Annotated in this window: 17 protein-coding genes; 8 read left to right on the forward strand and 9 right to left on the reverse strand. The window is 71.1% G+C overall.

Annotated features, from left to right (window positions below):
- Window positions 1–225 precede the first annotated feature (225 nt).
- Window positions 226–1,122: a slipin family protein gene (locus ABT186_RS26030; protein ID WP_351231180.1), complete on the forward strand. Its 897-nt coding sequence runs from the start codon at window positions 226–228 to the stop codon at window positions 1,120–1,122.
- A gap of 50 nt (window positions 1,123–1,172) precedes the next feature.
- Here the strand turns inward: ABT186_RS26030 and ABT186_RS26035 are convergent, their stop codons facing one another.
- From ABT186_RS26035 to ABT186_RS26050, 4 genes are all read right to left on the reverse strand, one after another.
- Complete coding sequence (locus tag ABT186_RS26035; RefSeq protein ID WP_351927061.1) at window positions 1,173–2,528, reverse strand: DUF4407 domain-containing protein; 1,356 nt, start codon at window positions 2,526–2,528, stop codon at window positions 1,173–1,175.
- On the reverse strand, window positions 2,518–4,047 hold the full coding sequence (locus tag ABT186_RS26040; protein WP_351927063.1) for a hypothetical protein: 1,530 nt from the start codon (window positions 4,045–4,047) through the stop codon (window positions 2,518–2,520). The genes ABT186_RS26035 and ABT186_RS26040 overlap by 11 nt, the downstream gene beginning before the upstream one ends.
- Window positions 4,048–4,051: 4 nt before the next feature.
- Window positions 4,052–6,037: an nSTAND3 domain-containing NTPase gene (locus ABT186_RS26045; protein ID WP_351232858.1), complete on the reverse strand. Its 1,986-nt coding sequence runs from the start codon at window positions 6,035–6,037 to the stop codon at window positions 4,052–4,054.
- 254 nt (window positions 6,038–6,291) lie between these two features.
- Window positions 6,292–7,092 carry a hypothetical protein gene (locus ABT186_RS26050; protein ID WP_351927065.1) on the reverse strand — a complete coding sequence of 267 codons (801 nt, stop codon included), beginning with the start codon at window positions 7,090–7,092 and terminating at the stop codon, window positions 6,292–6,294.
- Window positions 7,093–7,419: 327 nt separating this feature from the next.
- Here ABT186_RS26050 and ABT186_RS26055 point away from each other — a divergent pair, with 327 nt between their 5' ends.
- Window positions 7,420–7,938: a Pycsar system effector family protein gene (locus tag ABT186_RS26055; protein ID WP_351232862.1), complete on the forward strand. Its 519-nt coding sequence runs from the start codon at window positions 7,420–7,422 to the stop codon at window positions 7,936–7,938.
- Window positions 7,939–8,346: 408 nt separating this feature from the next.
- On the opposite strand, the gene ABT186_RS26060 is transcribed toward ABT186_RS26055, so the two are convergent.
- Window positions 8,347–9,045, reverse strand: a complete 699-nt coding sequence (locus ABT186_RS26060) for a Crp/Fnr family transcriptional regulator (RefSeq protein WP_351232864.1) — start codon at window positions 9,043–9,045, stop codon at window positions 8,347–8,349.
- Window positions 9,046–9,080: 35 nt separating this feature from the next.
- On the reverse strand, window positions 9,081–10,316 hold the full coding sequence (locus ABT186_RS26065) for an MFS transporter (protein WP_351927067.1): 1,236 nt from the start codon (window positions 10,314–10,316) through the stop codon (window positions 9,081–9,083).
- A gap of 79 nt (window positions 10,317–10,395) precedes the next feature.
- Here ABT186_RS26065 and ABT186_RS26070 point away from each other — a divergent pair, with 79 nt between their 5' ends.
- From ABT186_RS26070 to ABT186_RS26080, 3 genes are all read left to right on the forward strand, one after another.
- Window positions 10,396–11,367, forward strand: a complete 972-nt coding sequence (locus ABT186_RS26070; RefSeq protein ID WP_351927069.1) for an ArsR/SmtB family transcription factor — start codon at window positions 10,396–10,398, stop codon at window positions 11,365–11,367.
- Between the two features lie 45 nt (window positions 11,368–11,412).
- Window positions 11,413–11,925, forward strand: coding sequence for a glutathione peroxidase (locus ABT186_RS26075; protein WP_351232870.1), 513 nt, complete (start codon window positions 11,413–11,415; stop codon window positions 11,923–11,925).
- Window positions 11,926–11,998: 73 nt separating this feature from the next.
- Window positions 11,999–12,874 (forward strand): MerR family transcriptional regulator, encoded by an 876-nt coding sequence (locus tag ABT186_RS26080; protein WP_351232872.1) that lies wholly within the window; start codon window positions 11,999–12,001, stop codon window positions 12,872–12,874.
- Window positions 12,875–12,944: 70 nt separating this feature from the next.
- Here the strand turns inward: ABT186_RS26080 and ABT186_RS26085 are convergent, their stop codons facing one another.
- Window positions 12,945–14,777 carry a DUF8823 domain-containing protein gene (locus ABT186_RS26085; protein WP_502973327.1) on the reverse strand — a complete coding sequence of 611 codons (1,833 nt, stop codon included), beginning with the start codon at window positions 14,775–14,777 and terminating at the stop codon, window positions 12,945–12,947.
- A 649-nt stretch (window positions 14,778–15,426) separates the two neighbouring features.
- Window positions 15,427–18,204, reverse strand: a complete 2,778-nt coding sequence (locus tag ABT186_RS26090; RefSeq protein ID WP_351927071.1) for a D-alanyl-D-alanine carboxypeptidase — start codon at window positions 18,202–18,204, stop codon at window positions 15,427–15,429.
- 228 nt (window positions 18,205–18,432) lie between these two features.
- Here ABT186_RS26090 and ABT186_RS26095 point away from each other — a divergent pair, with 228 nt between their 5' ends.
- The 3 genes from ABT186_RS26095 (at window position 18,433) to ABT186_RS26105 (ending at window position 20,842) form a co-directional block, all read left to right on the forward strand.
- A complete protein-coding gene (locus ABT186_RS26095) occupies window positions 18,433–19,185 on the forward strand; it encodes a GOLPH3/VPS74 family protein (protein WP_351232876.1) in 753 nt (250 codons plus the stop codon).
- Window positions 19,186–19,568: 383 nt separating this feature from the next.
- Complete coding sequence (locus tag ABT186_RS26100) at window positions 19,569–20,426, forward strand: helix-turn-helix domain-containing protein (RefSeq protein ID WP_351232877.1); 858 nt, start codon at window positions 19,569–19,571, stop codon at window positions 20,424–20,426.
- Between the two features lie 227 nt (window positions 20,427–20,653).
- On the forward strand, window positions 20,654–20,842 hold the full coding sequence (locus ABT186_RS26105) for a DUF397 domain-containing protein (RefSeq protein WP_351232879.1): 189 nt from the start codon (window positions 20,654–20,656) through the stop codon (window positions 20,840–20,842).
- Between the two features lie 115 nt (window positions 20,843–20,957).
- On the opposite strand, the gene ABT186_RS26110 is transcribed toward ABT186_RS26105, so the two are convergent.
- On the reverse strand, window positions 20,958–21,797 hold the full coding sequence (locus ABT186_RS26110; protein ID WP_351232881.1) for a hypothetical protein: 840 nt from the start codon (window positions 21,795–21,797) through the stop codon (window positions 20,958–20,960).
- Window positions 21,798–21,807 lie beyond the last annotated feature (10 nt).

Genomic DNA, 21,807 nt, shown 5'->3' on the forward strand with positions numbered 1-21,807 from the left:
GCCGCCGCGTCTGCCCGAGCCCCGCACCGGCCCCCTGCTCACCCGGCGACCTCCCCCGCTCACCCGGCGGCCTCCCCCGCTCACCCGGCGACTTCCCCCACTCACCTGCCCCGCCGACCGCCGTTTCTTGACGAAGTCCTGACGCGCGCACCGCATCCGAAGATCCGTTCCCAGGTGTCCACTTGGGTGTCACTCATCGACACCCTGTGAGGGAAGTGAAGTGCCATGGAAGGCACCGTCGTCGCGGTCGGGCTGGTGGTCCTGCTGGGGCTGCTCGTATTGCGCAGCGGGATACGGGTGATCAACCAGGTCGACCGTGGGGTCGTGTTCCGCTGGGGGAAGGCGCTGCCGAACTACCGGCAGCCGGGCATCACGTTCCTGATCCCGTTCGCCGACCGGATGCGGAAGGTGAATGTGCAGGTGGTCACCATGCCGGTGCCCACCCAGGAAGGCATCACCAAGGACAATGTCTCGGTCAAGGTCGACGCGGTCGTGTACTTCCGGGTGACCGACCCGGTGCGGGCCGCCATCGAGGTGCAGGACTACATGTTCGCGGTCGGGCAGGTCGCCCAGTCCTCGCTCCGGTCCATCATCGGCAAGAGCGATCTGGACGATCTGCTGTCCGACCGGGAGCGGTTGCACGAGGGGCTCGCGCTGATGATCGACAGCCCTGCCGCCGAGTGGGGCATCCACATCGACCGGGTCGAGATCAAGGACGTACAGCTCCCCGAGTCGCTCAAGCGGTCCATGTCCCGGCAGGCCGAGGCCGAGCGTGAGCGGCGGGCCCGGGTCATCACCGCGGACGGTGAGTTCCAGGCCGCCCAGCAGCTCGCGAACGCCTCCCGGATCATGTCGGACACCCCGGAGGCCATGCAGCTGCGGCTCCTGCAGACGGTCGTGGAGGTCGCCGCCGAGAAGAACTCGACGCTCGTGATGCCGTTCCCCGTCGAACTGCTGCGGTACTTCGACCGGGCGGCGCGCCAGTTCGGGTCCGACGACGGTCCCAAGGCGGAGACGGGCAACGGGCACGGGCAGGCGGCGCCGCGTCCGCAGCCCGTTGATCCGCGGCTTGCCGCCGGTGTGCCCACGCAGGGCGAAGAAGCGCACGGCACGGGCGCGTGACACGACGCGGCCCCGGGACCGCCGGTCCCGGGGCCGCACCCGCCCGTTCGTCAGGAACGGGTCCCCCGAAGGATCCGCGCCGCCCTCGCATCGAGTTCCGCGCGGAGGCGGACGGAGCGTTCGGCCTGGGCCAGGCCGTAGTCGTGTTCGAGCCGGCGCATGCGGTCGGTCGTCTCCTGTTCGACCCGGTGCCTCCGCTCCTCGTACTCCATCACGGCACAGGCGTGCTGGACCTCCAGTTCCTCGGCGTGCATCTTGCGGCTCGCGTCGAAGCGGGTGGTCAGCAGGCGGTCGTACGTCGTGCAGCCGCTCATGAGCTTGGCCAGGACGGGCATGGCGTCGATGGCGACGAGCAGCAGGTGCAGCACGACGAAGACAAGACCGGCGTACCAGTCGGACCAGGCGACGCCTTCGAGCCCGTGCGCCCGGGTGAGGAGTCCGTCGCTGTCGAGGGCGGCCGCCCGCTGCCGCGTCTTGGTGTCGATGGCCCGCTGCAGGAGGGGCTGGTAGGCGTTGGCGACCGAGTCCTTCTTCGCGGCCAGGGTCTGGCCCTTCTCGACCAGGTCCGCCAGTTGGCCCTGGTACTTCTTGATGTGGCTGGTGCTGTTGTAGGCGTCGCGGTCGTCGCGAGCGCGTTTGCACGTCTCGGTGACATCGCGGCCGCCGCCTGCGTACCGGATCCACTTGCTGCTGTCGCACTCGCGGTTGGCGATGGTGTTCTTGCCGCTCAGGGTCTTGTTGATCCGGTCGACCTGGGTCTGCAGGTCGTTGGTCTGTGCCGCGTTCGCCTTGATCTGTTCGTTCAGCTCGGCCGGGGAGCCCGGCACCTTCAGCTGGTAGTCCTGGCACGCGGGCCGGCCGGTGGTCGACGTACCGTCGGCGGGGTTGCAGGAGACGAGCATGCCGCGGTAGTCGGCGACCTTGCGCTCGTTGCCCACGGCTATCTCCTGGCGGATTTCCTTGTCGAAGATCTGGAAGAGAAGCGGTTCCGCGATGAAGATGCTGAGCAGCAAGGAGATCACAAGCCGGGGCAGCAGCACCCGCAGCGGGTTCCTGGCCGGTACGCCATGGGTGCTGGCCACCAGCCAGCTGTCCAGGGCGAGGATGACCCAGAACCAGCACACGGCGACCACGACGACGACCACAAAGGGGAGTTCGGCGCGGATGGTCGCGAGTGCCAGGCCCATGGACACGCCCGCGAGCAGCGCCGTGTTGACGACGATGGCGCCGTAGCGGGTGTAGCGGGGGCGCTCCTCCGGCACCCAGTCCAGGACGTCCTCGCGGATCCCGATCACCCGGCGCAGCCGGGTCGACGGGCCCAGGTCGGGGAGCACGGGGCGGAAGGGCAGCGGGGGCCCGGAGAACGCGGCGTCGTCCGCCGGCCGGACCGGTACGTCAGTGGCCAACGTGCTCCTCCAGTCCCGCCGGTCCGATGTCGAGGTCGCTGTCGTCGCCGCTGTCGCCGTCGACCACGTCGTCGTCCTTCGGGCGCTGGTCGAGCCGTTCCGCGGAGACCTTCTGCACCGGCTGGGCGTCCCCCTGCCGCAGTGCCTGGGCCCCGTACTGGGGGATCTCCCCCATGCTGTTGATGAAGGCGCCCATGTCGGCACCGGTGTCATCGAGAAGGCCGCGGTCGATGGCCCGCGCCTTGAGGTCCCGGTTCGCGGCGAGGAGATGGTCCGCCCACTCACGCTGCTCCTGGCGCTGCAGATGCGCGTCCTCCCGGTTCTCCTGCCGCTCCCGCAGCGTGTCGCCCCGCTTCAGGTCCCAGCGGCGCGCCTCCTCCTGCCGCCTGGCGGCCAGGTCCTCGCGCCGGTCCTGGCGGGTCAGCTCCCTGAGCCTGTCGTCCCGTTCGAGCTTGTGGCGCTTGTCGTCGCGTTCCAGGGCGGCCCGGCGCTCCCGTTCCTCGCGTTCGAGGGCGGCCCGGCGCTCCAGGTACTCCCGCTCCAGCCTGGCCAGTTCGCCCTCCCGTTCGCTGCGGTGCGACGCGTCCGCGCGTACCCGTCCGGCGAGCGTGTCCGCGGAGATGTCCCCGCTGCGGTACGCGTTGAAGTCGGCGGCGACGGGATCGCTGCCGATGACCCGCAGATCCTCGGTCAGCTGGTTCCTGACGAACCCGTTGTACTGGGCCTTCATCATGAGCTCGTGCTCCTGGCCCTCGGCGCCGCTTTCGTGCTCGAACCGGGTGCGCATCCTTTCGTACTCCTGGCGGTTCAGCTCCTTGCGGAGCGCGTCCTCGCGCCGGATCTCCTCCAGCAGGCGCTTCTTCTCCGCCTCGGCCCGGGCCCGCTCCTGCTCCAGCTCCTCCCTGAGCCGGTCCTTCTCCAGGGCGCGCCTGGCCTCCTCGACCTCGCGTACATGGGCGGCCAGCTCCTCGGGGGTGAGGACGTCGACCGCGGACGGCACGGCGTTGAGGCCCGAGACGACCGGCGGCCGCATCTCCAGGTAGGCGGTCAGCCGCGCGTCGATCCGGCGGCGGACGGTGCCCGATTCGACGATCGGCAGATCGGCGCCCTCCTCGGTGAGGCCCGGGATCCCCCGCAGATAGCCGAAGAGCAGTGCCTCGACATCGGTGATCCCGTCCCGTACGACCGCACGCGCATCCGTGACGGTGCAGTGGAAGGTCGTGCGCAGGGTGAAATCGCCCGCCTCGGCGGAGGGGATGCGCATCTCCACGACGACGGGCACACCGACCCGCCGGTCGACGACGGTGACGGAGCTCGCGGCCACCACCACGCTGTCGTCGCAGCGCAGCAGACCGTGGTCCTCGACGTAGTCCTCCCCCAGCCGGAAGACCCGCACCTCGTGTGCGGCGAGCCGGGGGAGTTCGTCTTCGTCCCTGGCCGGCCGTTTGTGGAGCAGGCCGACGCGCTTTTGCGGGCGCCCGTACTCCCTCTGCTCGACGAGGGGATACCTCTCAACCATGCCTTCAGTCCTTCGTGCTCAGTACGGCCGTGCCCATGACGGCGTTGAGGAAGATCTCGACGAGCGCGGCCTCGTCCGGTTGGGCCCTCACGGCCCGCAGCGCGGCCGTAAGCAGCGGGCGCTCGTGCATCGGCAGCGCCCCGCCGACGGCCTTGCCGAAGCGTTCGGCGACGGGCTCGGGGCGGACGCCGGTGGCCGGCACCGCGCGCAGGGTGGTGCGCAGGGCCCGCAGGGCCTTGGCGCGCCGCGGCCGGTTGCACAGCACACCGGCCCACAACTCGCCAAGTTTTTCGGTCAGTTGGGGCTGGCGGGCGACCAGTCCGGCACAGACCGGCCGTCCCGACCGCAGATCGTGCGCCGTCAGCACGGCCATGACCGTGTCGAAGGTGGTCTCCTTCAAACGGGTGGCGACCGTGGTCCCGCGCTGGACGCTCAGCCGGTGCGCCAGGGCCCAGAAGACGACGCTCGGGTCCTCCCTGCTCTCGGCCAGCGCGACGACGAGATCGGCCAGCGCCCCCATCGCCTCGTTCGACTGGCCGTCGCCGCGGCTGGTCAGGTGCCACAGCCACTTGACGGCGTCGGTCGGGAAGCGGACCCCGAGCTGTCCGCCGAATGCCCGTGCCGCCGTCGACCTCAGGCCCCTGTCCCCCGACTGGGCCCAGCTGCGGGCGAGGGTGAGCGCGGTGGCGCCGAGGTCCTCGTCCAGGGACATGCAGCACAGGACCAGGGTGGCCATGCCCTGTCCGCGCATGCCCGCCACGCCCTGGGCCCAGGGGCGCAGATAACAGTCGGCGACCTCGTCGAAGGCGGGGCGGGCGAGCAGGGTGAGTCCGGAGGCGATCGACAGCTGGAGGTAGGGGTCCGGCTCTGCGCCGACGAGTGCGGTGAGCCAGTCCCGTACGCCGTTCCAGTACGACATCGAGTGGTTCACCCACAGCTCCTCCAGAACCCACTGGCGGTACTGCGGGGCGCCGAAGACCAGAACGGTCCGGGTGAGGGAACCGAGCTTCTGCTCCTGGGTGGCGGCCAGATCGTTGCGGATCAGGGAGCGCCGGCGGTCGGCCGCCCGCCGGGGGGCGGCCGTGCCGTCCACGATGTCGGCGGCCTCCGGTCCGGCCGGCGGCGGGTGGGGGAAGGCGGGGGCCAGGTGTGGCTCCAGGAGCTGCTGGCAGGACTCGAAGTCGCGCAGGCCGAGGCCCGTGGCGAAGACGAGCGTGGTGACCTCGGCTATCTCCTGCAACGAGCGCTCGGCGGCGAACCAGTCGCGCACGGGCCGGGCCGCGCCGCTGCCGTACTCCTTCCAGACCCCGGCGGCATCCGCTCCCTGCGCGATCCGGTCCGCCGCCGCGACGACCTCCGTGATCGTGCACCCGGCGGGCAGCAGTTCGACGGCCTCCTTGACCGTCACCTCGTCGCATCCCGCCTTGCGCAGCCGCAGCCGGATCACATCGCTCGGTTCGGGGGCCCGCCACGGCACATGGCGCACGGACTCGAGCCGCTCCCCCTCGACCTCGTGCACGGTGGTGACCACCAGGTGCGCACCCTGCTCGCACACCTTGTCGCGCACCCGCCGCCAGTCGAAGTCCGCCGTCTCCGACGGGCCTTCGTTCGTCCGGTCGAGGAGCACATAGCCGACGCCCGGCGCGAAGGTGGGACGGCCGGCGAGTTCCTCCAGGCTCCGGTCCGGGGAGAGCATCACGTACTCCATCCCGTCGGCGACCTCCTTGAGAAGGGCCACGGCCCCCGAGCGCTTGCCCGATCCGGGCGGCCCGACCAGCACCACCACCCTGTCCCGCTGGAGTGCGTGTACCGCCTCGTCGAAGCAGGACGGTGGGACGTACGACGCCAGGAGCGCGTCCGCCTCCTCGGCGTCCAGGCGCCCCACGGCCCGTCGGCGGGCCTGGGCGGGATCGGTGCCGCCGATCCCGAAGTGGGCCTGGCGCGCGTCGAGGGGACCGTAGAAGAACTGGTTGACGTTGTTGTGGTGCACCTGGCCCGTGGCCCGTTCCCCGTGTGAGCCCTGGCTGTCGGCGGGAGCGCCCGGACCTTCGGCGGAGGCGGCCGGTCCGTCCCCGGGCGGCGGCCCCTGGCCGGGAGCGCCCGGGGCCGGGGCTTGCGCGCCCGAGGGATCCTCAGGCGCGCAAGCGTCTCTCAGCTGATCGCTCCGGGCCCCCTGACCGCCCTGAGCTCTCTGTTCGCTCTGTTCCTCGTCCATCCTCAGCCGTCACTCGGAGTCACTTGGAGTCACTTGGAGATCCCGAAGACGGCACCCTCGGCGTGGACGGTTCCGTGAAAGGCCTGAACTACCGTGTCTGCTGGTGCAGTTGGCGCACTCAGGGGGCGCACGGCAGGCGCTTCACCACCCCCACTCGCGCCAACTCCACCGCTCGCACCCGCATCACCACCGGCACCTGCACCCGCGCGGGTGCCCCCGCCACGCGGTGCACCCCCGTCCAGCCCCAGCGCGCGGGCGTCGTGCCCGGGTACCCAGATCCACGCCCTCCCCGCGTACTCCTTCTCCTCGATCAGCACCTCGTGGAACTCCTGGGCCCGGATGGTCGTGTACGCCTCGCGCACCACGTCGTTGAAGACGGTCGCCGAGACCGCGAGGGCCAGGCACGCCTCCGGGGCCGCGGCCAGGGCCGACCGCAGCATCGCGCTGTCCAGCATCCGGCCGATCTCGACGGGGGCCCGGCCTACGAAACCGTTGGCCGCCGGCGACGCCGTACCGAAGTGCACGGCGGCCCGCAGCCGCAGCCGGGCCTCGGGCAGCCGGCCGTGGTTGAAGGCCCGCAGGCCGGCGTCCAGATGGCGCATGAACGGGTCGACCAGATCCGGCTCGGACGCCCCCTCCGGCAGGACGGCGAGCACCGAGTCCCCGGCCTCCTGCGTCTCCCACCGCTCCCGCTGCAGCCCGGCCGCGTCGGCCGCCTCGCCGAGCAGCCGCTGGATGGCCTCCTGCAACTGCCGCTGCGTCAGTACGTCGACACCGCCGTACCCCTTCGCGTCGACCGCCAGCAGCAGTCTGCGACCGAACGTTCCCATGCTCGAACTCCCCGCTCACTCAGTGGAGTCACATCCCCGTGCCCCTCGGGTCCGGGATGCGCTCCGGAACACGCCGGCGTCCGCTCCCCCGGGTGCGGACGCCGGTAGGCCAGTCGTACACGTCGCGTCCCGCGCGAACCCCGTGGAAATACGGGATGTGGAAGAAGGCGAGAACATACAGCTGCCGACGGATGTTACGGACGGGTTCCCAAAGAACCCGGAACCCGCAGAAATGCCGGGTTGTCCCGGCGGATTCCGGGCCTACTGGACCTCCGCGACCTCGACGGCCCCGACGAGAGGCCCGCCGAGCCGAAGAAGGAGGACCCTATGCCGTCCGTCGGTGCCGACCCGGACAACCGTCCCGCCCAGCACATGTTCAGCGCCCTGCAGACCACCCACCAGCACGCCGACACCAAGGCCGGGATCCTGGCCGCCGCGCAGGCGGCACTGGTCGGTACGGCGGGCTCGTGGAGCGGGCGGGCCCTGCACACCGCGGAGCGCGGCGGAGCGGCGGGGGTGCTCGCCGGGACCCTGCTCGTGCTGTTCCTGTGCGGGCTCTTCGGCGGCGCCGCCTTCCTTGCCGCCACCCTGCGCCCCCGGCTGCTGCACTCCGCCGACGCCAACCGGTACGGCTTCGTCCACCTCGCGACGGGGCCCGACATCCTGCCGAGCGGGGGCACGGGCGGCGAAGAGGCCTCGGAGCGACAGGAGTTGTCCCGCACGATCCGGTTCCTCGCCCGTGTGGCCGTGCGCAAGTACCGGTGCCTGACGGCCGCGGTGGTGTGCACAGCGGTGATGGGCGTCAGCGCCGGACTGCTGGTGGTGCTGCGCCCGTTGCTGTCCTGACCCTCGCCCGGCCGCAAGCGGACCGGCTACGGGACGGTCGTGGTAACGGGACCGGTGCCGGGGGGCACTCCGGGGTGCCGGACGGCTACGGTGCGGGTCTGGTTACGGGAGCCTGCTGAGAGCCTGACGCCGCCGAACTCCTCGGCACGCCCGCGACCTCGGCGCCGCTCCCGGTGCCGGCCGCAGGCCGTCCCGGCTCGGCGCGTGCAGCCGTCACAGTGGCACGCACCGAGCCGCGCGGGCACACGGCCCCCGGCCGGGCACCCGGCACCAGGTGCCAACGGCGAAGGCACGACACCCGGCCACGCCCCGGCGCATCAGGAGCGCCGGCCCGATGGCCGCGGTCTGCGACCGGCCGCCGCCCGGCGCCGGAGATCCGGCGCGGGCGCATCCGTGCGTCCGAGGGGCTCATTCCTCCGGTGCCAGGTCCGCCAGCCGCCTGAGCCGGGGCAGATCGCGGACCGTCGTCGAGCGGTAGCCGGTGTCCAGCAGGCCGTCCTGGCGCAGCTCCCGCAGCCCCTTCTGCACGGTCGTCTCGGCGGCCCCGGTGAGCGCGGCCATCTCCGGCTGGGTCAGCCTGCAGCCGACGACCACACCGCCGTCCACCGGGTGACCGTAGGAGGTGGCGAGTTCGACCAGGAGCCGGGCCAGCCGTACCTTGGCCGGATAGCCGCGGAAGTCCAGCCGGCGCCGGTTGGCCCAGCGCAGCCGGTCGGCGACGATCCCGGTCAGCGCCATGGACACCTCCGGCCGCCGCATCAACAGCGGGTGCAGCACGGCGGGTTGCAGCACCCGAGCCGTGACGGTCCCGCAGGCCGTCACCGTTGCGGAGCGCGGCGAACCGTCCATGGCCGCCATCTCGCCGACCGTGTCACCGCCGACGCGGACCGCGAGCAGCGACGTCTCCCCGTTCTCGACTCGCGCCGTCACCTTGGCGAAGCCGGAGAGCAGGACCAGGACATGCCGGTCGCGCGCCCCCTCGCTCAGCAGGACGTCGCCGGCCTCGAACCGTGTCTCCACACCCAGTTCGAGCAGCTCCCGCCGGGCCTGCGGCGACAGCACCCCGAGCAGACTGCGTGCGGGCCACTCCGCGAAGCTGTACGGCATGAGCGCGGTCCCCCCGACGTGTCAGCACCTACCGCTCAATCCTGCCCGCTGATCACGCACTCGGGAGAGGAACTCGGTTCCTTCGCCCTTTCGATGCCGCCGGCCGGGATCCGTCGTCGCCGTCCGCCCGCGGCCGCCAGCGTCAGCGTCGCCGCCAGGGACGCCGCCGCCATCACCGTCATCGCCGATCCTGGCGAGGTCAGTTGGGCCACCGCACCCGCCAGGGCCGCGCTCACGCCCTGCATCGTGAGCATGCCCGCCGAGTGCAGTCCCAGGGCGTGGCCGCTGAGTTCCTCCGGAGTCAGGGCCATCAGACGCTCCTGCTGGACGAGGCTCGCGCTGAAGCCGACCGATGCCAGGGCCGCGCAGGCCGCCGCGACCGGCACGGCGGGGTGCAGCGCGAACAGCAGGTACGGGGTCGCCAGCACCAGCAGGAACGGGATGCCGAGGCGGCGGCGCAACGCGGGCGGGAGGATGCGGCCCGTCGTCACGTCCCCGACGAACATCCCGAACGCGGCGCACGCGAACAGCGCGCCCGCACGGTCGGGGGCGTAGGCGACGAACAGCGACTCGCAGCCGACGACCAGACCGTTGGGGACCCACAGGAGGAGGTATGTCGTCCGGCGCGGCGGGGACGACCACAGCAGCGCGTTGGTGCGCCAGGTCTGCGCGACCGACGGGCGGCCGGAGGTGCGCGGGGCGCGGCGGGTGAGGCCGAAGCGGGTGCCGAGGGCGGCTGCCAGGTACAGAGCGGATGCCGTCACAAGCGTCGTGCGCGGGGACAGCACCGCCACCAGGAGGCCACCGGTCGCGTACCCGGCGATCTGCACAAGCCCGTTCATCATGTTGAAGACGGAACGGCCCGGCAGATAGCCGTCCTTGGACAGGATCTCGTTCAGCAGGCCCCAGCGGACCCCGCCGCCGAGCGACTGGACCAGGCCGAGGAGCAGAATCAGCACGAAGACCGCACCGACCGGCAGGCCGGGCAGGGCCATCGCCGCCGTACCGGCCGCGAACGCGCACGCGATACCGGTCATCGTCGCGCGCGGCGGCAGCCGGTCCGCGGCCGACAGCAGTGTTGTCGCGCCCACGACCTGCGCCAGCTGCGGGCCGAACATGCTCACCGCGGAGAGCAGCGGCGAGTCGGTGGCCCGGTACACCAGCGTGCCGAGCGCCAGACCGCTGACCGTCGAGGCGGCCGTCTGGAGAGCGGTGGACAGGAAGAACGGAGTGAACTCCCGGGTGCGGAAGAGGTCGGAGTAGCTGCGCATGCACGGAGTCTGAGCAGGCGCCGAGGACGGCCGATATTGTTTCGCGCAGGCGCGAAACATCGAGGGGGGCGTACTGCCCATGGGTCTCTGGTACGTCAACGCCGACACCCTCGCCGGGAGCCGTTTCGTGCTGTCGCCGCTCGCCGAGGTCTTCGCGAGTCTGAAGCTGCTGCACACGGGCGCCGCCTCCCACCCCGGGGAACGGGCCTGGCTGGACGCCCACCTGCCCGCCTACCGCCGGCGGCTGGCCGCCGACCCCCTCACCGCGCTGCTCATCCGCTCCGGCCTCGGGACGGAGTGGATCGCGGACTTCCTCACGCCCACCCCGAGGGACGGGGAGAGCTTCGAGGAGGGTGTCGCCCGGGTCCGCGCGGCCCCTCCCGCCGAGGCCCGCGCTCACCTCACCGTCTCCCTGCGCGGCCCGCTCCCCGCCGCCCTGGACGACCGCGACGACCTGCCCGAACGCGCCGCCGATCTGCTGGCCTACGTATGGACGGAGACCGTACGACCGTACTGGGACCGGCGGCGGCGCATCCTGGAGGCCGATGTGGTCGCCCGTACGGCGCAGCTCACCCGGGGCGGCTGGGCGGCCGCGGTGGACACCCTGCGGCCGGGCCGGACACGCTGGCTCGGCGGCAACCGGCTCCAGGTCAACCTTCACGAGTACCCGCCCCGCGAGATCTCCGGCGCCGAGTTGGTCTTCGTCCCCGTCACACCGCAGACCGGCTGGGTGTCCTGGGAGGAGCCCGACCGGTACGCCGTCATCTACCCGTGTGCGGGCGTGCTGGCCCAGGGGCCGCGGACGGCGGTGCCGGCGAGCCTCGGCGCGCTGCTCGGGCCGGCCCGGGCCGGGGTCCTCGTCCTGCTCGACTCACCCATGAGCACGAGCCAGTTGGTCGCCGTGACCGGACAGGGGCTCGGCTCGGTCGGGCGCCACCTCAAGGTGCTGCTGGACGCGCGGCTGGTGGAGCGGCGCCGGGCGGGACGGTCGGTGCTGTATTCCCGTACGGCCGCCGGTGAGGTGCTCGTCACAGCGCAGCAGCGGGGCTGACGGGCACGTCATGAAGCGTCATGAAGCGGAGTTAGCATCCGCTTCATGACGACTACAGACAACAATTCCGGGTCCTCCGTCCTCGACGTCGAGATCGGCGCCCTGCAGGGCGGTTCCGCAGACCTGTCCCAGTACGCGGGCAAGGCCGTCCTCGTGGTGAACGTGGCCTCCAAGTGCGGACTGACCCCGCAGTACGCGGGCCTTGAGCGGCTGCAGGAGCGGTTTGCGCCGCTGGGCTTCACCGTGCTCGGGGTGCCCTGCAACCAGTTCCTCGGCCAGGAGCCCGGGAGCGCGGAGGAGATCGCGGAGTTCTGCTCGGCGACCTACGGCGTCACCTTCCCGATGACCGAGAAGATCGAGGTGAACGGCGAGGGCCGGCACACGCTGTACGACCGTCTTGTCGGGTTCGCGGACGCCGAGGGCCACAGCGGGGACATCCGCTGGAACTTCGAGAAGTTCCTGATCGGGAAGGACGGACAGATCGCCGCCCGCTTCTCGCCGCAGACGGAGCCGGAGTCGGCGGAGGTCCTGGCGGCGGTGGAGAAGGCGATCGCCTGACGGCCCGCCCACGCGGTTGACCTTGCCCCTGGGGCAGGGCGGAGTGTCCTCGTCACCGGGCGGAAGGCGTCCGGTGACGGAGGATGACAGGGTGAACGACGATCTGCTGACCATCGGCGCGTTCGCCGCGCGCTCGCGGCTGTCGCCGAAGGCACTGCGGCTGTACGACCGGCTGGGGCTGCTCGCGCCCGCGCACGTCGACGAGACCAGCGGTTACCGCTACTACCGGGCCGAGCAGGTCGAACGCGCCCGCATGGTCGCGCTGCTGCGTCGGCTCGACATGCCGCTCGCGCGGATCGCCGACGTGGTGGAGGCGCGCGAGTCGGACGGCGTACGCGCGTCCGCGCTGCTCGCCGGCTACTGGGCCGGCGTCGAAGAGCGGATCGCCGCGCAGCGGACCCTCGCCGAATACCTCCGTGGACGACTGTCGGGGAGGAGCTCCGAGTTGTACGGGAAGTTCGTGGTCGAAACGGTGGACGTGCCGGAGCAGGTGCTGATCACCGAGACGCGGCACACGCTGGCGGACGAGCTGCCGGCCTGGATCGGGGCGTCGCTGGGACGGCTGGAGGCGGCCGCGAAGGAGTGCGGCGGGGTGACCGCGGCACCCTTCGTCGTCTACCACGCGGAGGTGTCCCAGGAGAGCGACGGGCCCGCGGAGGCGTGTGTGCCGGTGGCCGACCGGGCGGCGGCGCGGGCGTGGGCGGAGACCCACGGGCGGGCGTGGGAGACGCGAGTGCGGGTGGAACCGGCGCAGCGGCTCGCGTACACCCGCATCACCAAGGCCCAGGTGGCGCATCCGCAGATCCTGGCGGCCTTCGAGGCGGTGGAGGCATGGATCGCGGAGCAGGGACTGGAGTACGCGGGCCCCTGCCGGGAGGTGTACTTCGCGGACTGGGACGCGGCGGGGCCGGACGACTCCGTCTGTGATGTCGCGTTTCCCGTGAGGTGAGCCAGGGCGCCAAGGGGGCTCCGCCGCCCCCTTGGCCTCCGCTCCTCACACGCCGGAGGGGCTGAATTTCTCAGCTCCCCTGCCGCAGCTCCTGCGGACAGGGGGTCCCCCGTGGCAGCTGGTACGGCGCCGCCAGGCGGTACGTGCCCGCGCGAGGGGCCAGCAGTTCCGTCCACTTGTCACCCGACGCGTCCTGCGTCGTCTCCATCAGACAGCCGTTGACGTTGTCGTACGTCTTCGGCGTGCCTGCCGGGCGGTGCTTCGACGTCTCCGTCTCCTGCGGCGGCTTGACGCCCTTGCCCTTCGCGTCGACCAGGCCGAGCCACGGCGAGTAGGGGATCCGGATGAGGACGCGGCCCGCCTTCTTCACCTCGATCGTCAGCTCGCCCTGGTCCGCCCGGTCGACGACCGCCGGCGGGTCCGCCATCGGGGTGGAGTCGGTCACCGCGAACAGCTGCCAGTTCGCGTCGCCCCAGATCTGCTTCAGATACGGCATGCCGCGCTGGACGAGTTCGCGTTCGCGTTCACCGCCGTCCCCGTCCGGCTCGCCCTTCGGCAGCACGACATAGTGCACCGCCCAGCGCTGCAGCCACGCGTGGTAGTTCGCGGAGTTGAGGGTGTCGTCGTAGAAGAGCGGGTTGCGCTCCATGTCGGCCTGGCGGTTCCAGCCGCGGGCCAGGTTCACGTACGGGGCCAGCGCCGACGCCTCGCGGTGCGAGCGCGCGGGGACGACCTCCACACGGCCCTTCTCCGCGCCCACCACCTGGAGCTGGTTGACCAGCGGCGCCAGCTCGCGCGCCCAGGAGGCCGCCGGGGTCGTGTGGATGATGTCGTCGACCGTCTTGAAGCCGATCCAGCCGGTGAAGCCGACGAGCGCGAGGACGACGGCGTACCACTTCCGGCTGCGCGGCACCGTGAACGGCAGCGCCGCGACCAGCGCCACACCGGCGAACAGCATCGCGAGGCGGGTGATGTTCGAGCCGATCTGGGAGCTGATCAGCCAGACGAGGAGCACGGAGAGCCCGTACACCGCCGCCGTGATCCGTACCGTCTTCCACTCCTGCGGGACCAGAAGGAAGACCAGGACGGCAAAGAGGAAGGGCAGAAGCGCCGACGCCCAGGTCATCGGCTGCGTACCGGAGAACGGGAACAGCCAGGCCGACAGCGCGACGACCACGGTCGGGGCCAGGCCCAGCGCCCACGCGCCCGGGCGGCGCTTCTGCAGGAACAGCGCGACCGCGACCAGGCCGACGAACAGGCCCGCCACCGGGGAGGACATCGTGGCCAGCGCGGCCAGCGGCGCGGCGCTCAGGGCCTTCGCCCAGCGTTTGTGGCGCAGGCGGTGCGGCCAGCAGAAGACGCATGCGGTGGCGCCCAGCGCGAACATCGTGCCCAGGCCGAACGTCACACGCCCCGAGATGGCGTTGCACAGCAGCGCGAACACTCCGGCCAGGGCGGGCCACCACGGCTCACGGACCGCTCGGCTGCGGATGAGGATCAGCGTCAGCAACCCGGCCGAGATCGTCCCCGCGATCATCATCGTCGTACGGACGCCGAGGATCGACATCAGATACGGCGACACCACGCTGTACGACACCGGGTGCATGCCCCCGTACCAGGCGAGGTTGTACGCCGAGTCCGGGTGCCGGCCCACGAACTCCGCCCATGCGTCCTGTGCGGCGAGGTCACCTCCGCTGTTCGCGAAGGTGAAGAACCAGACGAGGTGCAGGATCCCGGCGAGCGCCGTGACCGCGACGACGGGGTGCCGGCGGGCCCGGTCCGCGTAGCGGGAGGACTTCACACGGGTGAGCAGGGCGCGGAGGCGGGATGGCGACGGCCTGTCCTCGGCAGGGGGTTCGGGGGTACCGCCGGAAGTCGCGTCCTCGGCGGGGGGTTCGGGCATGCCGCCGGGGGGCGCGCCTTCGGCCGGGGGCCGGGAGCCGCGGCCCGTGTCCGTGTCCATTTCCGTGTCGGCAGGCGATGGGTCCGAGTCCGCCGCCGACGAGTCCATGCCCGCGGGCGACGGGTCCGCGGCCGGCGGCCGGGCGCTGCCGCCGTGGGCCGTGGTCCCGGGCCGGGAGCCGCCGTCCCGGGGCGCGTCCCCGGCTGTGGGTCGGGGGCTGCCGCCGGAGGTCGCGTCCTCCGCCGTTGGTCGAGGGCCCTCGGCGTGGGGCGTGGTGGTCCGAGGGCGGTTCGCGTCAGCGGCGGGCGCGCGCAGCGGTATTCGCGGGCCCGTATGACCGTCCGCAGGACGACCCGGATGGGCGTCGTCGGCGTGTGTCGGCTCCGCTGTGGCCACCTGAAGGCACTCCCCGTGTCCCGTTTCTTTTCTCGCCCCGCGTCCGGTTCCGTTCTCTCCCCGTGTCCGGACATCCGCAAGAGTTCCGCCACCGTTCCATCGGGGTTCTCTCGGGAATCCGTCCCGGGCCAGGTCGGCGGCTTGCGACCTGCTCCGGTCTCGCGACGCTAGCACGCACCCCGCCGACGGGCTCCCGGGTGGGGGCTCCGCCGGCGGGGTGTGCGGCGTGGTAGGGGACGTCCGGTACGGCGGTTCAGCCCAGTCGGGTGAACTTCGCGCCGTAGCCCGGTTCGGTGAGGTCCTTCTGGACGGCGACCGGGATCTTCACCGCGTGACTCGAACCGTCGCCGACCGTCAGGACGCCGACGGACGTGCCCGCCTTCGCCTCGTGCGGGAGGGCCTTGCCGTCGTCACCGATGGAGAGCTTGGTCGTCAGGCCCGGCCAGCCGACCGCCGTCATGTTCTTGGTGGCGACCACCGGCGTCTTCCCGCCGAGTTGGTCGTCCACGTACCCGACGACCTCGCCCTTCTTCACCACCGTCGCGGACGTCAGGCTCTGCTGGATCTTGTCGATCAGCTTCTGGCTGTTGGTGAGCGCCAGTTGGAGGCTGTCCCAGACGCGGCCGGTGTGGGCGTCCTGGTTGAGGACCGCGCCGTAGATCGTCTGCGTCCTGCCGTTGACGACCTTCGTGGCCGCCCACACCAGGTTGCCGCCGGCCGGGGTCGACGAACCGGTCTTCAGGCCGATCACGCCGACCTGCTTCACCAGCAGATCATTGTTGTTGTAGATCGTCCCGCTGAGACCAGGAATGTCCGCCTTGGCCATGCCGACGATGCTGCGGAACACCGGGTCCTGCATGACCTTCTTCGCCAGCTTCAGCTGGTCGACCGCGGTGCTCACCGTCGACTTGTCCAGCCCGCTCGGGTCCGTGTACGTCGTGTTCGTCATGCCGAGCTTCTTCGCGGCGGCGTTCATCTTGCCGACGAAGGTCTTGTTGTCGGAGTCCCAGCGGGCCAGCAGCCGGGCCGCGTTGTTCCCAGACGGGATCATCAGCATCTGGAGCATCTGCCGCTCGGTGAACACCTCCCCCTTCTTCATGGCCGCCGTCGACTCGTCCTGGTTCTTCGACTCGTCCTCGGCCTGCTGGTCCACGGTGATCTTCGGGCCGCCGTCGTTCCCCTTGAGCGGGTGCTCCTGGAGGGTGACGTACGCCGTCATGATCTTGGTGACGCTCGCGATCGGCTTCGGGGACTGCTTGCCGTCGGCGCCGACGACGCCGACGCCCTCGACCTCTATCGCCGACTGGCCCTGACCCGGCCAGGGCAGGTCGAGCTTGCCGCCGCCGAAGGTGTACGTGCCGTCTGCGGTGAGTGTCAGGGCCGCGGCCGGCAGCGGACGGACCGCCTGCACGATCGCAAAGATGATCGCCAGCAGGATGACCAGCGGCGTCCAGATCTTGATCCGCCGCAGAACGGTGCGCACCGCCGTGTCCGGGGGCGGCGGGGTGTTCGTCAGCTCGGCGAGCAGGTCCAGCGGCGGCTTCGGGGGAAGCGGCTGCTGCGCGGTGCGCTCCGGGCCGACCTGGGGCAGCGCGGCGGTCGCATCGGCGGGGCCGGCAGGGGACTTCGGCTTCGCGGGCTTCGGCTCGTCCAGCTGCTTCAACGCGACGAACCTGCTGGTGCGTTCGGCGTCGCCCTCGGCCGGCGGCTTGGGGGTGGACTTCGCGTCCGGCTCGGCCTCGTCGGCTTCCGGCTTGTCGGCCTCCGGCTTGTCGGTCTCCGGTTTGCCGGTCGCGGGCGCGGACGACTTGGCCGCCCAGGACGGCGCGGGCTTGTCGTTGGGGCTGTCGGCTGCCTTGTCCCCGGGCTTCGCGGACGGCTTGGTGCCGCCGAGCTTGAGCATCGTGGTGGGCTGGTCGACGGCGGGCTTGTCGGACGGCTTGGCGTCGCCCAGCTTGAGCATGGTCGTGGGCTGGTCCACGGCCGGCTTGTCGGCGACCTTGTCCTCGGGCTCCTCCGAAGGCTTACTCTCGGGCTTCTCCAGGGCCTTGCTCTCGGGCTTCTCCGGGGCCTTGTCCTCAGGCTTCTCGGACGGCTTGGCGTCGCCGACCTTGAGCATGGTCGTGGGCTGGTCCACGGCGGGGCGTCGTACGGTCTTGAAGACGGCGGTGGCCTGGTCGACGGACGGCTTGGCGGCCCTGGAGCCTTCCTCGGCTTCGACTTCGGCTTCGGCTTCGGAGTCGTCCTTGTCTTCGGACTTGGGGGTGTCCTTGCCCCCGGTCCCGGTCCCGGCCTCGGCGATGTCGTCGGAGGCTTCCCCGCCATCCGCCTTGTCGTCGGCCTCAAGGGCTTCCTCGGCCTCGGCTTCGGAGGCGGTCCCGGCCTCGGTCCCGCTCTCGGCGTCCTCCTCGGCCGCCGGCTCGGCGTCGGAAGCGTCCGCGGTCGTCGCCTCGGCCCCGGAGGTGTCGGCGGTGTCCGTCTCCGACTCGGCGGCGTCCTCGGCCTTCGTCTCCGGCTCAGAGGTGTCGGCGGTGTCCGTCTCCGACTCGGCTGCGTCCCCGGCCTTCGTGTCCTCCTCGTCGGCGCCCTCGCCCTCGGCGTCCACGGACCTCTCGGACTCCTTGCCCTCGGTCTCCTCGGCAGCCGCCCCCTCCACATCACCCGAACGGCCGTCCGCCGCACCCGACTTGGACCCGGCCCCGGACCCGCTCCCGGACTCGGCCTCGTCCGCACTCCTTACCCAGGAAGCCGGCGAAACACGCCTCGCCGCGTCTCCCCCGGCACCGTTCCCGCGGACCGCGGTGCTCTCGGACGCCGTATCGGCCTCGTCCACGGCCGAACCGGCGGAGCTGCGCAGCGCCCGCGTGGAGAACACCGCCGTAGCCTGGTCGACGCGCACCTTCTCGTCGGTCATCGCGAGCCGGGGGTCACGGTCGGCCGTGGCCGGCCCGGGAACCGGAGCCCCGCTCCCCGACGTCGGTTCCGCCGACGCCCCGTGCTGCTTCGACCTGTCGGGGGACTCGCCCGCCACCGATGCCTCCTCCTTGCGCCACGCACCCACTCGCGCGCCTTGCCGAACCGTGAACCGCCGCCCGGACACCGCTGCCCGAACCATGTACCAGTGTCCTGTGTGAGGGATTGACCACTGCGCTAGACGAGAACGACATACCTACTGGTTCCACTACATTCCGGTCACGCACCCTCGACAGACCAATGTGAGAGGGGTCACCCTGTCATTCATCCACGCGGGGAGGCATGGATGGGCAGGAGCCGCAGAACACTTCCGGAGGAGCTTCTGCTGCTGGCATTGGACCCGGCCACGGGTACCACTGCACAGCCGCAGTCGCTCGACCTTGGTCTGGCCGGAGCACAGCTAGTGGAGCTGGCGCTGGCCGGACGGATAGCCCCAGACGGGGATCGTATCGCCGTGGTGGCACCACGGCCGACTGGAGATCCAACTCTGGACAGCGCGTTGGAGTTGCTGCGCAGGCGCGGCGCTCCGGTACGGGCGGTCCACTGGATCGGCGGGCCGCGTCTCGGGCTACGCCAAACCTATCTCTCACATCTGGAGCGGTGCGGCATGGTCCAGGCCGTGGCCGGCCAGATGTGCGGGGTTCTGCCGACGACTCGCTACCAGGCGACGGACACGGCCATCAGCCGGGAGATCAGGTCCCGGCTCGATTCCGCGATCCGCACCGGCGTTCCGCCGGACCCGCGGACCGCGGCGCTCGCCGCGCTGGCCCATGCGGTCGGTCTCGGCAAGCACCTGTATCCGGGCAACGAGGGACGCTCGTCCCGCTCCCGGCTGCGGGATCTGATCAGGCACGACCCCATGGGCGGCCTCGTGGCGCACGCCGTGATGGACGTCCAGAACGGTGCGGTCGCACAACCGCGCCGCAGCCCGGCCACGGCCGGCCGTCCGGCCGCCGGAGCCAGGCCCGCACCGGAACCCGCTCGTGGCGTTCCGATGCAGCCGCGCCGCGGACCCATGGCGCGCGTCGTGGCCCACTGAGCCGCAGCCCCGCGGCTCGCCAGGATCACGGCAGAACCACCGGCACGACCACCGGCTGAACCAGCAGGATCGGTACAGCAGGTACCGCACGGCCCGGCACACGCACGCAGTCCCGAGACCCGGTTCGGGAGCCGCAGGCACGCGCGGGGCGATGAGACCGTCCGTCCGGACGACGACACGGCCTCACCCGCCCCGCGCGGCCGCATGCCCGCAGCCGTACGGCATTCGTGGTACGGCGGGGCCAACATTTTGGCCGAGGACCGCCCAACCGGTGCGCACACTCCGCATATCCGCGGTTTCCCAGCGGTAGGAAGCAGCTTGGTGGCAATCTGCTCAGCAGCAGATACACAAAGTAGAGGCCGGTAAGCCGGAGGTGCGCGTCCGTGGCGTCGAATGTCAATCCCACCGTCCGGCGACGCCGGCTCGGTCAGGAACTCCGCCGGCTCCGTGAGCTCAAGGGCATGACCGCCGAAGAGGTCGCCGAGCGGTTGCTCGTCTCGCAGTCGAAGATCAGCCGCCTCGAGAACGGCCGACGCAGCATCAGCCAGCGCGACGTCCGCGATCTGTGCGGGGTGTACGAGGTCGAGGACCAGCGTGTGGTCGAGTCGCTGATGGAGATGGCCCGCGACTCGCGCCAGCAGGGCTGGTGGCACGCGTTCGGAGACATCCCCTACAGCGTCTACATCGGCCTTGAGACCGACGCGGAGTCGCTGCGGGTGTACGAACCCCAGATCATCACCGGGCTGTTGCAGACCCGCTCCTACGCCGAAGCCCTCATCCATGGGGCACTGCCCGAGACGTCGCCGGCCGATATCGAGAAGCGCGTCCAGGTACGGATGCGGCGCCAGGAACGTATCGCCGCCGAGAACAACCCGCTGCGGCTGTGGGTGGTCCTGGACGAGGCCGCGCTGCGCCGCGTCGTGGGCAACAACCTGGTGATGCGGGAGCAGTTGGAGCACCTCGCGGAGATGTCCCGGCTCCCGCACGTCACCGTGCAGGTGCTGCCCTTCGAGGTGGGGGCGCACCCCGGCCTCAACGGACAGTACGCGATCCTCGAGTTCTCCGACGCGGCCGACTCCAGCGTGGTGTACCTCGAAGGGGTCACCAGCGACCTGTACCTGGAAAAGGCGCACGACGTGCAGAAGTACGCCGTGATGTACGAGCACCTGCGGGCGCAGGCCCTGAATGTGGATCAGTCCCGGCAGTACATCTCGGATGTGGCGAAGGAGTACGCACGCTGAGCCCTCCGCGCGGCGGGCGGCGGATCTTACACCAGAGCCGCCTTCCCGCGGAAGACACCCTTGGAATATGCCATCCGGTCGAGTGAACGACTGCTCCGAGTGGCGATGTTGCCGAGTAGCTTCGATCTCGCCATCAGCAAAACAAGTTGGCGCGAATCGCATCGCGGGCACCATCCGGAACCCGTGACGCGACGACAGCAACTCAGCAACTCGCTACCGGAGTGAACATGGCAGTTCTTCAGGGGGCCACGGAAACGTGGACCAAGTCGTCGTATTCGGCGGGCAACGGCGCCTGCGTCGAAGTCAAGTCGCCCACCGCGGCGGGACTCGCCGTACGCGACTCCAAGGTATCCGAGGGGCCCGTCCTGGCTTTCCCCGCCGACGCCTGGAACGCCTTCGTGGCGTCGATCAAGTAGGACCGAGCAGAACAACTCCACACAGCTCACCGACAGAGCCCTCTCGACTGGCCCGCCGTCCCGGCCGAGGGGGCTGTCTGTTTTCCGGGTTCGGTTCGCCTCCGAGCCTCCGGCATCAGCGGAGCCGGTCGACGTACCGGTCCGTTCCCGGCACCGTCGGAATGAACGGGGCCACCAGCTCCACCCGCCCCAGGCCCCCTTCCGCCACCGCCCCGTCCAGTCCCGTGAAGTGTTCCTCCCAGCAGTCCCTCGGGTCCGCCTCCAGGAACCACAGCAGGGTCAGACGGGTGTCCACCCCTTCCACCTGCTTCACATACGTCATACGGTCGCCCGGCAGCGGCGTCGGGCGAAAGAGCGTGACCATGGCCGCGGGGGATCCCGCCAGGCGCCGGGGCAGGTGGCGGGTGCGCAGCCACTCCAGCAACTCGGCGCGCTCCGCGGGCCCGTCCGCGTCGACGACCTCGAGGACCAGACCCACGTACGGGTGGTCCAGCGCATGGAAGTCGCGCGGGCCCGCCGCGCCGTCCCGGTACACCGTCGCCTCGTGGTCCTGGAAGGCGGTGAAGACGTGCGTACGGTCCTGGTAGACCCGGGCGTCGCGGTTGAGGCGCTTGTTGATCGAGACCGTCCAGCGCATGTGGTCGTCGTAGCGGCCGTCCGTGACCCAGTACGTCGAGAGGTAGCATCCGGCGGTCACCGGCTGGGCGACCGCCGACTTCTCGGGGTAGCGCAGGAGTTGCAGATCCCGGGTGGCGACCCAGCGGCGGCCCGCGTACATCCACGGCATGGCCATCGCGCCGGCGTAGTAGTGATCGTCCTCGTACCAGCGGTTGTACGCGTACTCGTGCCCCGGGTGCGGTTCCACCATGGTGATCAGGGCGTGACCCGGGTGGACGCCGTAGGGCCCCACGGCGGCCAGTTCCGCGTACACCTCGCTGCGCGTGTCCTCACCCATGCCGTTCCCC

It is taken from the genome of Streptomyces sp. NPDC001634 (assembly GCF_040298185.1).
Classification (GTDB): domain Bacteria; phylum Actinomycetota; class Actinomycetes; order Streptomycetales; family Streptomycetaceae; genus Streptomyces.

Coding starts and splice junctions, on each gene's coding strand:
- ABT186_RS26030 (WP_351231180.1), top strand. CDS start 226: ATGGAAGGCACCGTCGTCGCGGTCGGGCTGGTGGTCCTGCTGGGGCTG.
- ABT186_RS26040 (WP_351927063.1), bottom strand. CDS start 4,047: ATGGTTGAGAGGTATCCCCTCGTCGAGCAGAGGGAGTACGGGCGCCCG.
- ABT186_RS26050 (WP_351927065.1), bottom strand. CDS start 7,092: ATGGGAACGTTCGGTCGCAGACTGCTGCTGGCGGTCGACGCGAAGGGG.
- ABT186_RS26055 (WP_351232862.1), top strand. CDS start 7,420: ATGCCGTCCGTCGGTGCCGACCCGGACAACCGTCCCGCCCAGCACATG.
- ABT186_RS26060 (WP_351232864.1), bottom strand. CDS start 9,045: ATGCCGTACAGCTTCGCGGAGTGGCCCGCACGCAGTCTGCTCGGGGTG.
- ABT186_RS26065 (WP_351927067.1), bottom strand. CDS start 10,316: ATGCGCAGCTACTCCGACCTCTTCCGCACCCGGGAGTTCACTCCGTTC.
- ABT186_RS26070 (WP_351927069.1), top strand. CDS start 10,396: ATGGGTCTCTGGTACGTCAACGCCGACACCCTCGCCGGGAGCCGTTTC.
- ABT186_RS26075 (WP_351232870.1), top strand. CDS start 11,413: ATGACGACTACAGACAACAATTCCGGGTCCTCCGTCCTCGACGTCGAG.
- ABT186_RS26085 (WP_502973327.1), bottom strand. CDS start 14,777: ATGCCCGAACCCCCCGCCGAGGACGCGACTTCCGGCGGTACCCCCGAA.
- ABT186_RS26095 (WP_351232876.1), top strand. CDS start 18,433: ATGGGCAGGAGCCGCAGAACACTTCCGGAGGAGCTTCTGCTGCTGGCA.
- ABT186_RS26105 (WP_351232879.1), top strand. CDS start 20,654: ATGGCAGTTCTTCAGGGGGCCACGGAAACGTGGACCAAGTCGTCGTAT.
- ABT186_RS26110 (WP_351232881.1), bottom strand. CDS start 21,797: ATGGGTGAGGACACGCGCAGCGAGGTGTACGCGGAACTGGCCGCCGTG.